A 14,708-nucleotide genomic window follows, 5' to 3' on the forward strand; every position below is an offset into this window, starting at 1 on the left:
GTTATTCAGGACAGTGAACACAGGATTGGAAATCCAGCGTGAAAATACCTTCAATCAGGATTTTCACTCCTTATTTTTTCAAATAATTCATCCGCATCCTTTTTATGCAGCAGTTCAGAGCCCGGAGTCATGATGGCGGCACTTCCGCAACATAAGCCATAACGCACCGCTTCCCTGATCTCCATTCCTTCTATGAGCTTCGATACGATGCCCGCCACCATGCTGTCTCCGGCCCCCACCGAACTTTGTTTTTCAACCTGTGGTGCAGCCAGTTTTTCTATATTTCGGGAGGTGGCAAGGATTGCCCCTTCACCTCCCAGGGAAACAACCAGCACTTCAATATCATACTTATTAATAACCTCTTCTGCCGCATTTTTCCAATCGCTTTCATTGGTCAGTTTTCGGCCTACCAGCGCTGCCAGCTCATTCTTATTTGGCTTCAGCAGAAATGCACCGGCCTCGGTAATCTTGCATAATGCCGTTCCTGAAGTATCAAGGATAAAGCGCACATTATGCTCCCTGGCTTTCCGGGAAAGACGGGCGTAGAAGTTTTCAGGCGCACCGGGCGGCAGGCTTCCGCTGGCTATCAAATAATCCGCATCGGCATAATCATTCACAAGGTCAAGCAGCATTTGCCATTCCCTTTCTTCCAATTCGCCTCCCGGTAAAATAAAACGATACAGATCGTTATGCTCCTTATCCGTGATCATTATACTTTCCCGTGTGGCGCTTTTTACCTTAAGCGGATGCTGGTCAATTTTCTCCTTAGCCAACAGCGATTCATACATTTCACCGGTAGGCCCGCCAGAGGGAAAAATTGCCGTTGCATCGCAACATAACCGCTTTAATGCGCGGGCTACATTTATTCCACCTCCGCCCGGTTCGCGAAGCGGCTTTGCACAACGTAGCTTTTCTTCAGGAATAAATTTATCTGTACTTGTACTCAGATCCAGTGCAGGATTGGGGGTGCATGTGATGATTTGAGGCATAGTAGCGATTAAACGGATTTTGATTGAAGCGCACTGATCCGCACACCTTCCTTCACCATCTGGCTGGCATATCCCCATTCGTTATCATACCAGGCGAGTATTTTCACCAGGTCGCCATCCACTACCTGTGTACTGGTGCCATCCACTATCGCAGCGCGGGTATCCTTTATGATATCGGAAGACACCAGTTCCTCATCGCTAAAGCCTACTATTTTCCTGTAGCGACCAGAATTCGCTTCATCTATAAATGCGTTGTTAATTTCCTCCGCTGTTGTCCGTTTTCCTGTCACAATTGTAATGTCGGATATTGATCCTGCCGGGACGGGACCGCGAATAGCCATTCCATCGAATTTGTCCTTTAATTTAGGCAGCACTTTAATGGCAGCTTTTGCGGCTCCGGTAGTGGTTGGAACCAGATTTATTGCAGCAGCCCTTCCCCTGCGCAGCTTTTTATTATGGCCATCCACAATTCCCTGAGAAGATGTATAGGCATGGACGGTGGTCATCATAGCCTTCTTTACACCAAATCTGCGGCTCATGATCTCCATAACCGGGGCAATGCAGGTGGTAGTGCAACTGGCTGTAGAGATTACCCTGGCTGCCGGATCTACTTCATTAACTCCACCAACCACTGTGGCCACATCATCACTTTTAGCCGGTGCTGATAAAATTACCTTTCCGGCACCCGCTTTCAAATGTTTTTCCAGATCTTCCTTGCGCGTAAAAAGCCCTGAACATTCGAAAACCAGGTCAACCCTCAGATCCTTCCACGGCAGTGATGCAGGATCTTTTTCGCTCAGGTAGCGAATTTCCCTTCCCCCTATATTAAGATTATTGCCAGCCGCCTCCACGTTTTTTTCATAGCGCCCGTAAACTGAATCATAACGGAGCATGTACACCATGTCATCAATGGGTACAATATCATTTACTGCCACAAGCTGCAGCTCATCGTTATTCATAATTATTTTTAAGGTGGCACGCCCAATACGTCCCATTCCATTGATTGCTACTTTAGTCATGATTTAAGGTCTATTTGCTTTTAAAAATACTCATTCGATTTGTCGCATCGCTCATTTCTTCACACCTCCAATAAACCTCTGCTACTTAAAGATGTTTTAGTTTGCCAAACGAAACCTATGAGCAGCTTTGGAAAAATCCTGATAGCGAGTTTAACCGGAACGGCATTTATGACGCTTTTCAGCTATAGTATTTCAAGAAAGGACAAAAAACAATACCGGGAGCCGGAACTGCTGAATCACCTCACAGGAAAAATTTCCAGGGGATTATTTATTCCCAAGGAAAAACATCCGCTCGGATATATCCTGCATCTGCTTGTGGGCATGGGTTTTACCACTGCTTATTGGGCCGTGTGGAGATCCACCAAAATAGATCCTCACTGGGACAATGCTATGATATTTGGAGCATTTAGTGGCGTTGCAGGCATTATCATTTGGGAAATTAACTTTAAACTACATCCTGATCCTCCTGAAATTGACAAAAGAAATTATTACATCCAATTGATGATCGCACACATCATATTTGGTACAACTGCCGGTGGTCAATGGCAATTAATGGAAGGGAAATATTGATTAAGATGTAAAAAAAGATAGCAGGAAAAAAATAAAAATTTCAGCCAGCGATTTATAGCAACTTGTTTGTTTCGTAAATATTTGGTTTTAATTGAATATCGAAATTAATTAATAAGGCCGTTCCAAAAACTTTAATAAGAGCGATTTAACCGCAGAGAGCGTAATGGGATGCGCAACGGTCGCAAAGAGAAAAATTAATTAGTGTACTTTATGGTAAACCTTTGTGCGCTTTGTGGTAAAAATTTGCCCAACCTTATTTTAAAATTGGTTTACCTTTTATATAATGTTACTATAGTTTTAAAAAATAAAAACAAGACCACCATTCTTTATAACCAGTTTATTTTCCATTTATTTCATTAAGATTCCAGTAAATATAAAAATCTTTGAGTTCCTTTGTGTCTTAGAGCCTTTGTGTCTAAAATCTTATATTCTGAGTTCCGAAAAATTAATTTCTTCCTGCATCTTTGTCTTAACGATAACAAGACATTTAATCCAAAAAAAGAAGGAATCATGGGTATGTCTCAATTCTTCTCCTTCTTCTTTCAAAGAAGGGAGGAACGCAAAATTCGCAAGCTGGTAGAACGGCTGGAGCAGAATGAGGATGATGCAGAGGCGCAGGAGCACCTCTTCAATTCGCTGGATAAGACGGCTGCGGCACTGGAAAAAGAGATCGGCAAAAAAGTGAGGCCAGAGCACATACGCGCTGAAAAACTCCTTGCACAGGAAATCATAGCACGCTCTGCAGGCGAGCGGGAACAGCGCAGAAGCACGCGCAAAAAGGAAAAGCAGGAAAGACGCCAGGCACGATACGACCGTAAGGAAGCGCGCAAAGCTGCCCGCAAAAGGAGAAAGGGCGACCGCGAGGAAAACCTGATGGAGGCTCTTGAAAAGCGGAATACCGGCAGGCGCAAAGTCTGGTACAATGCTATCGAAAGCCAGAAAGTACAGCCGCTCCGCATTTTCTATCCGGAAAGCCTGGAAGCTCTGATTGATATTGTGGAAGAGGCCGATGAACTGGGTATAAAGGTAAAAGCTGTGGGTTCCGGCCATTCAGCTTCTAATATTGTTACCACATCCGATTTTATGGTTTATACCCACGGACTTGACGAGCCTCTGGAGCTTGACCGCTCTATATTAAAGGAGGAGACAAATTCGCTGCATCTGTTCGAGGCTGAGGCGGGCATCACCGTGCGCGAACTCAATGGCGAACTAGAAGATGCAGGACTTGCGCTGCCCAACGCTGGCGGCTCGGATGTGCAGACGCTGATGGGCGCAATATCCACGGCCACGCACGGCTCGGGGATTAAATTAGGTTCCTACCCTGATCTGGTTCGCTCTATGGTGATGGTGACAACGGAAGGAAAGGTGTACCGCATTGAGCCTTCGGATGGCATCACAGACCCGCTCAAGTACAATGACCCGGACATTCCTCTGGTGCAGAATGATGAGTGGTTTTATGCTGCGGTGGTAAGCATGGGCTGCTTGGGAATTGTGTATTCTTTAATCATTGAAGTAGTGCCATCTTACTGGCTAAAGGAAACGCGCGAATTGATCCTATGGAGCCAGCTCAAGCCTCTGCTGGCTGAGGGCAGCATCCTGCAGAAAAATGAGCATTTTGAGGTTTACCTGAATCCTTATAAAACCGATGGAGATTATACCTGCCTTATCACCACGCGCAAACACATTGATGTGCAACAACGGCCAAAAGGACCTCCAGGCAGACGGAATTTCTTTTCCAGCCTGCTACTCAGTTTCAGCTTCACCCCTAAAGTGATGCTCCAGCTTTTTCTATTAATGCCCAAAAAAACCCCGGCACTTATTGACCGTGCATTGAAAGCGCTCGTTGACGAAGCTTACATCAACAAAAGCTACCTGGTGCTGAACCAGGGATTGCGGCAGGTAAAAACCACCGGCACAGCCATTGAGATGGGTTTTCCGCTAAGCAACTACCTCCCGGCAGTAGAGCGAATATTTGAAATAGCAGCCGAGCGGGCCGGGGATGGCGGGCAGTATGTTACTTCTCCTTTTGCATTGAGATTTGTGAAGTCGAGCAAAGCCTACATGAGCATGATGAACGGAACCGACACCTGCATGATTGAGATTACAACGCTGACACAGTCGCTGGGTCGTGTAGACATGTTGCGCCATTTTCAGGAAGAACTCTACGCCTTTGGTGCACGCCCACATTGGGGTCTTGAACTGGATCACCTTACCGGTAGCCATGACCTCATCAAAAAGATGTACCCGGAATATGACAAATTCATAAAGGTATTTAATGAATTAAATTATAAAGGAACTTTTAATAATGCTTTTACGGACCGGGTTGGATTTTCGGAGGTTGGGTTTAAACGGGAATGATTTATTTTTGATTTGAAATAAGCATGAAATATCTGGTTCCCTCACACACAAAACCAAAGGTTTGAAACCCTTGAAGGGTTGGGTTTGCCGGTACGGACTGCGGAACAATTAAATCAGATTCTTGAATTCTTCAATCGTAAGGCCAGCATCTTTAACAATACCCGCCATAGTATGGGCATTTATAGGATTAGAACGGGGAATGGTAAGAATCTTCCGGCCATCCGTCATGATGATGTGCTTGCTTTCCCGGGCTATTCTAAATCCCGATTTTTCAAATGCGCGGACAGCTTTCCTATGATTTATACCTAGTAACTTGGGCATTTGATCAAGCCGCTATTTCTACTTCGCGCAACTCAGAATTATCCTGCTATGCCAGTTCATTTGCGACCTCGAGATATTCTTTAATAGCCGTACGAATATTTTCCAGCGCCTCTTCCTCTGTCCTGCCTTCTGACCAGCAACCGGGAAGCCCCGGACAACTGACGCTATAGCCTTCCTCGGTTTTCTTTAACGCTACTTTGTATTTCATCTGTTTTCAATTTTAAAAACTGCAAGTTAAGAAATTAGATAGCTTCTTTTCAGTTTGTCCTTTTCGAAGATGCTGCCCATCCTCACCAAAACCTTGAAGGTTTGAATTTGCTTGGATATCCACCTGCGCCCGAATATTTCATCCGGTATCCTCACTTTTGCAGTACTCAATAAAAATAAATGTTATGGCTCAATTTCAATTCCTGAAGAACGAACAGCAGCAGAACCTCCAATACATTACGCTGAACCGGCCTGAAAAACGCAATGCGCTGAACGATGGAATGGTGGCTGAACTGAAACAGGCCCTTCATGAAGCCGCTGAGAATCCTTCGGTCCGGGTGATCATTTTGCGCGGGGAAGGCAAGGCTTTCAGTGCCGGAGCTGATCTGGCTTACCTGCAACAGTTGCAGCAAAACACGCTTGAGGATAATATTGCTGATTCCACCCACCTTATGGAGCTTTTCCGTCAGATATACTTTTGCAGCAAAGTAGTAGTGGCGCAGGTGGAAGGACATGCCATTGCGGGTGGCTGTGGACTGGCAACGGTTTGCGACTTCATCTTCTCCGTACCAGAAGCCCAATTTGGATACACCGAGGTAAGGATAGGATTTGTACCGGCCATCGTTATGTTTTTTCTCATCAGAAAAATTGGCGAGGCCAAAGCGCGTGAATTGCTGCTGACAGGCAAACTCATTTCGGCAACTGAAGCTGCGAATCGTTTCGGAATTGTCAATGAAGTAGTTGATGCCGGAAGAATTGCGCAGCACGTCAGAAGCTTCTCTGAGGACCTTGCACGCGATACATCACCGGCTTCTATCGAAATAACGCGCAGAATGATCGCAGAAATTCAGCACGAAGAAACTATGGAAGCGCTGACTTATGCCGCGCAAAACAACGCCCGCGCCCGCGAAACCGAAGACTGCAAGCGCGGTATTGCTGCTTTTCTTAATAAAACTAAAATAGAGTGGAAATAAAATTTGCCACTTAATAATTACATGGAGGGGATAATCTGAACAAGGTCCCCGTTTCAAGTGCCCTGTCCTTCTTCTTTCTGCCCTTTGCAGCCGGGAAAATTTTCAAGTATCTGCTTCATCACCGGCTCGAACTTATTCTTTTCTTCTGCCGGGTAGCTGAAGTCGAGCGTTACGAATTGATCATCCAAAAGATACGTTTTCCGGTAAAAAATGCTTCCCCCTTCTGTTCCGGAAACTACAAACCAGTTATCACCTTTTGTGGAATAGGTAATGTTCCTTGCCTGTTCGTCCTGATTTTCACTCTTCTCAAATTCAAAAGCTTCTTCCAGCGTTTCGTCAGTGGTAATCTGGTTGCGTCCATAAGCCTCCATCTGGAAGCCATCCATATTCACGAAGCTTTTGCCATCATTATTTTGTGATTCTTTATCAAGCTGAAAGGTTTCACGCGGGTAAGAGACGCAGAAATTAAAGCGGTCATTATGATATAATGTTATGGCGCTGCCGGCATTTCTGTCGTTTTGCTTTGTTGCCGTTTCCTCTCGCGGCTGAGCAGGCAGCGTTGCTGTGTCTTCATCAAAAATATCAGTGCCGGAATCTCCACTGCTTTGGTTTTCCTGCGTATCGCATCCCACCATCAAAAAGATTGGCAGCAGGAAGATTAAGATTGACTTTTTCATTATAATGATCATAAATTTAGCGTCCGCAAAAATAAACGCTGGCCGGGAAGGAAAGTTGAAGTGAAGCCGCCTCCTGGGCTTTTTTTTTTAAAAATTTAATTTTAAAATAATTTAAATATTAATATAAAAATAAAACAAACACTCAGGATTGAAAAGAAATTGAACAGCCATTATTATTTACATTTAAAGTTGAAGGCATTCCCATAACCATTGCCAGGTTCCGAGGGCCATGCCCTGCCGGAAATCCGAAAGCCACGGGATAAGTATAGTCCTCCACATGCGCCCGAATAATTTCTTCAGCAGACTGCCCGAAAGGAACGGCATTATCGTTCATCCCCGTCATGCCGCCAATGAGGAGGCCTGCCAGGTTCTCCAGCTTTCCGGCCCGCTTCAACATCACCATCATGCGGTCCACATGGTACAGGTATTCGTCAAGATCTTCCAGGAAAAGAATCTTCCCGTCCGTATCAGGCTCTGACGCTGTCCCGGTCAGGTTGTAAATGATGGATAAATTTCCCCCGGTCAATTCCCCTGACGCCATCCCCGCGCGGTTCAGCAAATGTGGATCAAAATCATAATTTTTTATCTTACCTTTTAAAACTGCAACCAGGGAATCAAAACTCTCCTGATCCTGATCGCACTTCAACATATGAAGGGGCATCGTGGCGTGGAGCGTGGCAACACCATGATTTTTCACTACATGGCAATGCAGCACCGTTACATCACTATATCCCACAATCCATTTTGGTTTCTGCTCAAACCGGGAGAAATCTAGACGGTCAATGATCCGGGAGGTTCCGTATCCGCCACGGGCGCAAATAATCGCCTTTACTTCGCCATCATCTATCATCTCCTGGAAATCGGCTAACCGCTCGTTATCGCTTCCGGCAAATTGATGGAAACTCCTGCCGATGGTTTTGCCCAGCCTGACTTTAAACCCTTCCTTTTCATACGCAGCGACAGCCGGCAGCAGCTCATCAGGCGCTATCTTCCGGGCGGTAGAAACAATAGCTATCGTATCGCCATTTTTCAAAAACGGAGGAACAGCAACGCTTTTCATACCCATATAATTAATTTCGCGCAATTTAGAAAAATGACCAACCCAACCCGGTATACCATCACTGCTGCACTGCCTTATGCCAATGGCCCCATCCATATCGGGCATCTGGCAGGCGCCTATTTGCCTGCTGATATTTACGTTCGCTACCTGCGATCGCAGGGCCGAGAAGTGGCATTTATCTGTGGCTCAGATGAACATGGAGTTGCCATCGAATTAAAAGCAAAAAAAGAGGGCGTAACTCCAAGAGCTATCGTGGATAAATATCATGCGATGATCCGGAATTCCTTCCAGGAATTTGGGATCAGCTTCGATGTTTACTCCCGTACCAGCACTGAGCTACACAAGAAAACGGCAAGCGATTTTTTCCTCAATCTTCATGAAAAAGGAATATTTGAGAAAAAGATAACCAGCCAGTTTTACGACCGGGAGAATAACCAGTTTTTGCCAGACCGGTACATTACCGGCACCTGCCCTGTGTGCGGCAACGAGAGTGCTTATGGCGATCAGTGTGAAAAGTGCGGCAGCAGCCTGGATCCCGCTGATCTTATCAATTCGCGATCAGTGATCAGCGGCAATGTTCCTGAGCTAAAGGAGACTGCGCACTGGTATCTGCCGCTTGACAAGTATCAGGATTGGGTGCAGGAATGGCTGGAAACCCATCCCGGCTGGAAAAGCAACGTGCTGGGGCAGTGCCGCTCCTGGCTGAAGGAAGGGCTCCACCCACGCTCCATTACGCGAGATCTTAGCTGGGGCGTTCCGGTTCCGCTGCAGGATGCAGAGGGAAAAGTGCTATACGTATGGTTTGATGCCCCCATTGGCTACATTTCCGCTACAAAGGAATTTGCCAGCGGAATGGGCAAAAGCTGGGAACCATACTGGAAAAATGAGGATACCAGGCTCATTCATTTTATAGGGAAAGACAATATCATTTTCCACTGCATTATTTTCCCGATTATGCTGCATTTGCATGGTGATTATATTCTTCCGAAAAATGTTCCCGCCAATGAATTCCTGAATCTTGAAGGGCAGAAAATTTCCACCTCGCGAAACTGGGCCGTCTGGCTTCATGAATACCTGCAGGATTTTCCCGGAAAGGAGGATGTGCTGCGTTATCATCTCACCTCCATTATGCCGGAAAATAAGGACAATGACTTTACGTGGAAAGACTTCCAGGCAAAAAATAACAATGAACTGGTAGCAATTCTCGGCAATCTGGTGAACCGGATGGTTGTGCTCACGGATAAATATTTTGCCGGTAAAGCTCCGCAAAGGGGAACGCTGACGGAAGCGGAAACGGCACTACAGGCTGAGCTGAGCAACTACCCGGGGCGAATAGCCGCATCTCTTGAGAAATTCAGGTTCAGGGAGGCATTGAACGAATACATGAACCTGGCGCGGCTGGCCAACAAATATCTTACAGACCATGAACCCTGGAAGCTCATAAAAACAGATGAAGCCCGGACGAAAACGATCCTGAACACGGGCCTGCAGGTGGTTGCCAATCTTGCTATCCTGGGTGCGCCTTTTTTACCCCACACGGCAGAAAAAATTAAAACGCTGCTGAACCTGGGAGAATTTTTCTGGAAAGATGCCGGATCGTTGGACCTGGTAATTGAAGGTCAGCAAATAACAAAAGGTGAACTCATCTTTGAGAAAATAGATGACGCGGCAATTGAGAAGCAAATGGAAAAACTGAATCGCCAAAACCAGGCAACGAACCAGGCTGTCCCGGAGCGGACAGTTCCGGGGGCCAGGGAGGAAATTCAATTCGATGATTTTATGAAGCTTGATTTACGCGTGGGCAAAATTTTAAAAGCTGAAAAAATTGAGAAAGCAGATAAACTTCTAAAGCTATTGGTGGATGTCGGATTTGAGGAGCGGACAATCGTGTCAGGAATTGCGCAGCATTTTAAGCCTGAAGAAATTGAGGGCCTGCCAGTTAGCGTAGTGGTGAACCTGACGCCAAAGAGCCTGCGGGGCGTGGAATCTAAAGGAATGATCCTGATGGCAGAAAACGAGGAGGGCAAACTCTCCTTTATTTCTCCCGGAAATGAACAACTTCCAGGATCAATAATCAGATAATTTTAAAGCATTAACAGACTAAAACAGAAAAACATGAATTTGGCACAATCAGGATATCATCTTTTAATGATCCTATCAATCGTAGATGGAAAATACCAGCAAATAGAAGGAGAAGTTATCCTCGATTTTCTGACTAAGAATTATGATGAGAAATTTAATCTTGATGCAGAAAATCGCAAGCTTACATCGTTGAAAAAAGAAAAAATAGCGGACCACTTCAGTAAATCCGCCAAAGAATTCCATCTGCACTCCACCACTCCCCAGCGCCTGGATCTGCTCACTTTCATGATTGATTTGGCTACAGCCGATGGCAGCATTACAAAGGAGGAGCGGAAAATCATCACCAGCCTTGCAAAGTCCTGGAGCATTGATATTGAACCCATTTTCAGCAAAAAGCTGGGGAGCGGAAATGCCTGACAGACGCTGGCGGGCCGCACCATCATCAGGAGAAAATGATGCAGTGCGGCTTTCACGGGCAGATTTAATTTAAGTATCATTAAGTTTCCCCCGGCAACTGCCAATTCCAAATTGTTTTATAATGAGGGAAGCAAAAAAACTAAATCTTTTCGTGGGCCTGCTGATGTGGGTATTGACTTCGGGCCTTCCGGGAACGGTTGCCGGCCAATCCTATTCCTTTCGTTATTTAACCGTGAATGACGGCCTACCTTCCAACGAGACATATTCCATTTATCAGGGAGAAACGGGAAAGCTATACATCGGCACTGAATTCGGGCTGGTTCATTATGACGGGGAATATTTTAACCCGGTTCCTTTTGAAGACCACCGTTTCAGCGGATCAATGGTTTTTGAGATTAAAAAAGATATTACCGGCAAAATTTGGATAAGGACCTATCGTGACGGGTTTTTTTATTTAGAAAATGATACACTTAGGGCATTCACAGGGAATGCTACAATTAATAAAATAATAGAAGAATCCTACATCTATCAGTTTTATGTAGATAGCTCAAATTCCATTTGGTTTACTTCCGGAAATGTAACGGATACGATTTTCAGGATTGATGCAGAAGGAAAAAACCTGCAGCAGATACCGGTAAAAGACGATCCGGAGATTGAGGTCCAGCAGTTTATATATTGGATTAATTCAAGCGCTTCTTTAACGGTAAGAAGCAGGATACACAATTTGTCTGCTCCGCAACCCGGTGCCATTTTGGAGCAAAAAAACGGATTCGGAGTGATCCCGCCCAAAGAACACCTGGAAACCCATGTTTCCAGGTCGGGACTTTTTGTGGATCATCCTCATCACTTCTGGCTGAGCATGAGAAACGTCATGCTGCACTACCACAAGGATACCCGTAGAATGGAAAGCTACACACTGAACGATGAGATCATCAGTGTGTATGAAGACAAGCTCGGCAATATTCTGATAGGCACCAGAAGTGCAGCATATATTTATTCAGTTGCCTCTGGAGAAATTGAAATACTATTCGACAACCGGCAAGTGACCGGCATTTGCCAGGATAGTGAAAGAGGGTATTGGTTTACCACCAACAACGGAATTGTATATATGCCCTCCCTGGAAATCTTTCTTATACCCGGAAATCAGCTCGGAAACACCTATATTTCTGCCATCGCAGGCTCTGACAGCCTGTTCGCTACCGCAGGCTCTGATCGCTATATACGTTTCTTCAATACCTCTGGCCACCATCCTGAAATCTACAAACTGTATGACCGCCAGCGCAACACCCACCCAAAGAGAATATTATTTAATGCTAATAAATTATTAAGCGAGTGGCACTATGTTGATTTAAATAGCTGGGAAGAAGTTCCGTTACATCCAGAACCCTTTGGGTCAATACTGGATGCCGAGGCTACAGAGCACCAAATGCTATTAGCATTTAAACGAGGGTTTGCGGTTCTAAATTCAGACGGAGACAATCCTGACCGCATGTCCTCAAAACACACGGATCTATTTTGCCGCGCAATTTATCAGGATGACGATAACATCTATATCGGTACTGACCGGGGCGTTCATATATATAATGAAAAATCAGGACTTCGGGCATGCTTTCCGGGCGTTTTAAAATTTAGTGTCAACGATATTCATGGTACCACTTCCGGAGAAATAATAATTTCAACCAGGGCCGGTGGTATCTTTATAATTAAAGAAGAAAACATTTATCAGCTCAGCCTGGAGCAGGGTTTATCCAGCCCGTTCTGTACCCGCTTACTTGTAGAAAATGACAGCACCTTTTGGGTAGGTACCAATCACGGACTGAACAGGGTTCAGCGATCAGACACCCGCAGCAACCATTGGCAAATTGATAATTGGTATGCAGAGGATGGGCTTGCTTCGGATAAAATAAATGATTTGGCGAAAGCCGGCAACTTTCTGTTCGCCCTTACTGATGAAGGAATTAATTATTTTAATCCGGGTAATATAAGTACAACTCCTCCGAGCCTGAACATTGATATGATAAAAGCTAGTATAAAAGGACGAAATGCGGCAGTTGACAGCGTTATTCATCTCATGCCCAATGAACGGGATATCTGGTTCGAGTTCAGAGTATTCGGATTTAAGAAGCGGAGAAATACACAAATGATGTATACCCTGAGTGGCAATGAGCAGTACCTGAGCCAGACCGGTGGGCAAACAATTCTGTACCGTGATCTTCTGCCGGGTGAATATTTACTGGAAGTCAAGGCCATCTCACCAGCAGGAAAAACCATTGGAAAGCCTGTAGTGTATTCTATATTAATTGAACCCCATTTCTATGAAACATTAATTTTTAAAATTATAGTCGTCATTATTTTACTTTCATTACTTGCCGCAGCGGTAATAAACTACCTGCGAAGAGTGGAGAACAAAAGACGCAGGAAGTGGGAGTTTGGGAATGCCCAACTGGAGGCTCTGAACCTTCAAATGAACCCGCACTTTTTATTTAATGCATTAAATAATATTCAATATTTATCTTTTTCTAAAGATCATAAAATGTTGAATCGTTTTGTTTCGGGATTATCAGGATTATTGCGGAGTATTTTAATGCTCTCAAAAAATCATCTTATTCCGTTGGCTACGGAACTAAAAAACCTGGAGCAATATATTGAACTGGAGGTAATACGTATTGAAGATGAAACTTTTAGTTATGAAATAATTGTAGATAAGGAATTGGATCTGGAGAAAGAATTTATTCCGCCAATGCTCCTTCAGCCTTTGGTTGAGAACGCGATATGGCATGGATTACTTCCCCGGAAGGGAACGAAATTTCTACAGATCAGCTTTACTAAAAGCAACCGGGGGTTCGCAATTGAAGTCTTAGACAACGGAGTGGGTATAAACCAGGCACGGGAGAGCAAAATTAACGGCCATATTGCCATTAAGCCTTCATTGGGCTTAGACAATATCAAGCGAAGACTTAAATTATATGAGAGCATGGGATTTGGTACTGCCGGGATAATTATTGATGATCTTGAAAGCGAAAAGGCCGGAGGTAGCGGAACCAGGGTCTCTATGTCTTTTGTGCTTTCTGATAAAAACGATTCATACGATGCAACTCAGAGTGATTATAATAGATGACGAACCCAAGAGCGTTAGGCTCCTTCAGGGTTACCTTGAAGAGTTCAGCAGTGTCACCGTTCTGGACGTAGGATATAATACGCAGGAGGCCTACGCGCTCATCATGAAACACCAGCCTGACCTTGTGTTTCTGGATATTTCAATGCCAGGTGGAAATGCATTTGAACTCCTTAGCAAATTCAGATCAAGGAAATTTGAGGTGATCTTCACCACGGCCTTTGACCAATATGCCTTACGTGCTTTTGAAGAAAATGCACTGAATTATTTGCTGAAGCCTATAGACCACAGCAAATTAGAGAGTACCATTCAGCGATGCCTGAAGGTACTTGACAAGGAATCGACTTTGGCGGAGGAAAAAGAGGGATTCAAATTATCCATTCCCGCACAGTATGGCTATGACCTGGTGGATGCAAAAGAAATTATCCGCTGCGAGGGAGAAGGAAACTACACCCGGCTATACACGGTGATGAATAAAAAATATCTTGTCAGCCAGAATATTAAAATCTATGAGGAAAAACTTGTGCCTCATGGTTTTTTCCGTGTACATAAACGGCATCTGATCAACCTGGCTTTTGTGGATGGTTTCAGCCGCGGAAAGGGCGGCTATGTCACGCTTCTGGACGGAACGGAAGTGGCTATTTCATTCCGGAAGAAGAGCGAATTTGTGCAGTTAATCAATGAGCAGGGTTCGCCAGTGGCCCAAAATTGAACCTTCATCATTTCTCCTCTATGCTTGAATAAGAAAGCTGGGAAAAGCTATTGTGATTCCTGGCAAATCTCCGCACAGAATGGCAGATTTCCCGGTCCCTCAGGAAACGACCAGACAAGCAGGTCCTAAAGAAACCTCCTTCTTTTTTAAGAAAACTTTACCTGGTGTTACGTTGCCTCAATTTTATGCAACGCTTACTAATTAACG

At 44.8% G+C, this 14,708-nt stretch carries 13 protein-coding genes; 7 read left to right on the forward strand and 6 right to left on the reverse strand.

The genetic code is table 11. From position 1 onward, the window contains the following. Positions 1-50: 50 nt before the first annotated feature. Both WD077_09765 and gap read right to left on the reverse strand, forming a co-directional pair. Positions 51-989: a 1-phosphofructokinase family hexose kinase gene (locus WD077_09765; GenBank protein ID MEX0967514.1), complete on the reverse strand. Its 939-nt coding sequence runs from the start codon at positions 987-989 to the stop codon at positions 51-53. Positions 990-997: 8 nt separating this feature from the next. Continuing rightward, positions 998-2,008, reverse strand: coding sequence for a type I glyceraldehyde-3-phosphate dehydrogenase (gap, locus tag WD077_09770; GenBank protein ID MEX0967515.1), 1,011 nt, complete (start codon positions 2,006-2,008; stop codon positions 998-1,000). A 117-nt stretch (positions 2,009-2,125) separates the two neighbouring features. Here gap and WD077_09775 point away from each other — a divergent pair, with 117 nt between their 5' ends. Then, a complete protein-coding gene (locus tag WD077_09775; GenBank protein ID MEX0967516.1) occupies positions 2,126-2,578 on the forward strand; it encodes a hypothetical protein in 453 nt (150 codons plus the stop codon). 510 nt (positions 2,579-3,088) lie between these two features. Next, positions 3,089-4,936, forward strand: a complete 1,848-nt coding sequence (locus WD077_09780; protein ID MEX0967517.1) for a D-arabinono-1,4-lactone oxidase — start codon at positions 3,089-3,091, stop codon at positions 4,934-4,936. A gap of 108 nt (positions 4,937-5,044) precedes the next feature. On the opposite strand, the gene WD077_09785 is transcribed toward WD077_09780, so the two are convergent. Together WD077_09785 and WD077_09790 are read right to left on the reverse strand one after the other, a co-directional pair. Continuing rightward, entirely contained in the window at positions 5,045-5,257 is a 213-nt protein-coding gene (locus WD077_09785) for a type II toxin-antitoxin system HicA family toxin (protein MEX0967518.1), read from the reverse strand. A 46-nt stretch (positions 5,258-5,303) separates the two neighbouring features. Beyond that, entirely contained in the window at positions 5,304-5,465 is a 162-nt protein-coding gene (locus WD077_09790; GenBank protein ID MEX0967519.1) for a type II toxin-antitoxin system HicB family antitoxin, read from the reverse strand. A gap of 184 nt (positions 5,466-5,649) precedes the next feature. Between WD077_09790 and WD077_09795 the strand changes: the two genes are divergently transcribed. Then, a complete protein-coding gene (locus WD077_09795) occupies positions 5,650-6,438 on the forward strand; it encodes an enoyl-CoA hydratase/isomerase family protein (GenBank protein ID MEX0967520.1) in 789 nt (262 codons plus the stop codon). Between the two features lie 53 nt (positions 6,439-6,491). On the opposite strand, the gene WD077_09800 is transcribed toward WD077_09795, so the two are convergent. Together WD077_09800 and WD077_09805 are read right to left on the reverse strand one after the other, a co-directional pair. After that, positions 6,492-7,115 carry a hypothetical protein gene (locus tag WD077_09800; protein MEX0967521.1) on the reverse strand — a complete coding sequence of 208 codons (624 nt, stop codon included), beginning with the start codon at positions 7,113-7,115 and terminating at the stop codon, positions 6,492-6,494. 142 nt (positions 7,116-7,257) lie between these two features. After that, the gene (locus WD077_09805; GenBank protein ID MEX0967522.1) at positions 7,258-8,175 is read right to left on the reverse strand and encodes an LD-carboxypeptidase; all 918 of its coding nucleotides are present in this window, start codon (positions 8,173-8,175) and stop codon (positions 7,258-7,260) included. 33 nt (positions 8,176-8,208) lie between these two features. On the opposite strand from WD077_09805, the gene metG reads away from it, so the two are divergent. The 4 genes from metG to WD077_09825 all read left to right on the forward strand — a co-directional run bounded on the left by metG (position 8,209) and on the right by WD077_09825 (position 14,501). Beyond that, positions 8,209-10,257, forward strand: a complete 2,049-nt coding sequence (metG, locus tag WD077_09810; GenBank protein MEX0967523.1) for a methionine--tRNA ligase — start codon at positions 8,209-8,211, stop codon at positions 10,255-10,257. 33 nt (positions 10,258-10,290) lie between these two features. Further along, positions 10,291-10,674 (forward strand): TerB family tellurite resistance protein, encoded by a 384-nt coding sequence (locus tag WD077_09815; protein MEX0967524.1) that lies wholly within the window; start codon positions 10,291-10,293, stop codon positions 10,672-10,674. 121 nt (positions 10,675-10,795) lie between these two features. Then, positions 10,796-13,792, forward strand: a complete 2,997-nt coding sequence (locus tag WD077_09820; protein MEX0967525.1) for a histidine kinase — start codon at positions 10,796-10,798, stop codon at positions 13,790-13,792. Then, the gene (locus WD077_09825) at positions 13,764-14,501 is read left to right on the forward strand and encodes a LytTR family DNA-binding domain-containing protein (protein ID MEX0967526.1); all 738 of its coding nucleotides are present in this window, start codon (positions 13,764-13,766) and stop codon (positions 14,499-14,501) included. Before WD077_09820 ends, WD077_09825 begins: the two co-directional genes overlap by 29 nt. Positions 14,502-14,708: the final 207 nt, after the last annotated feature.

Source organism: Bacteroidia bacterium (assembly GCA_040880525.1).
Lineage (GTDB): Bacteria > Bacteroidota > Bacteroidia > CAILMK01 > JBBDIG01 > JBBDIG01.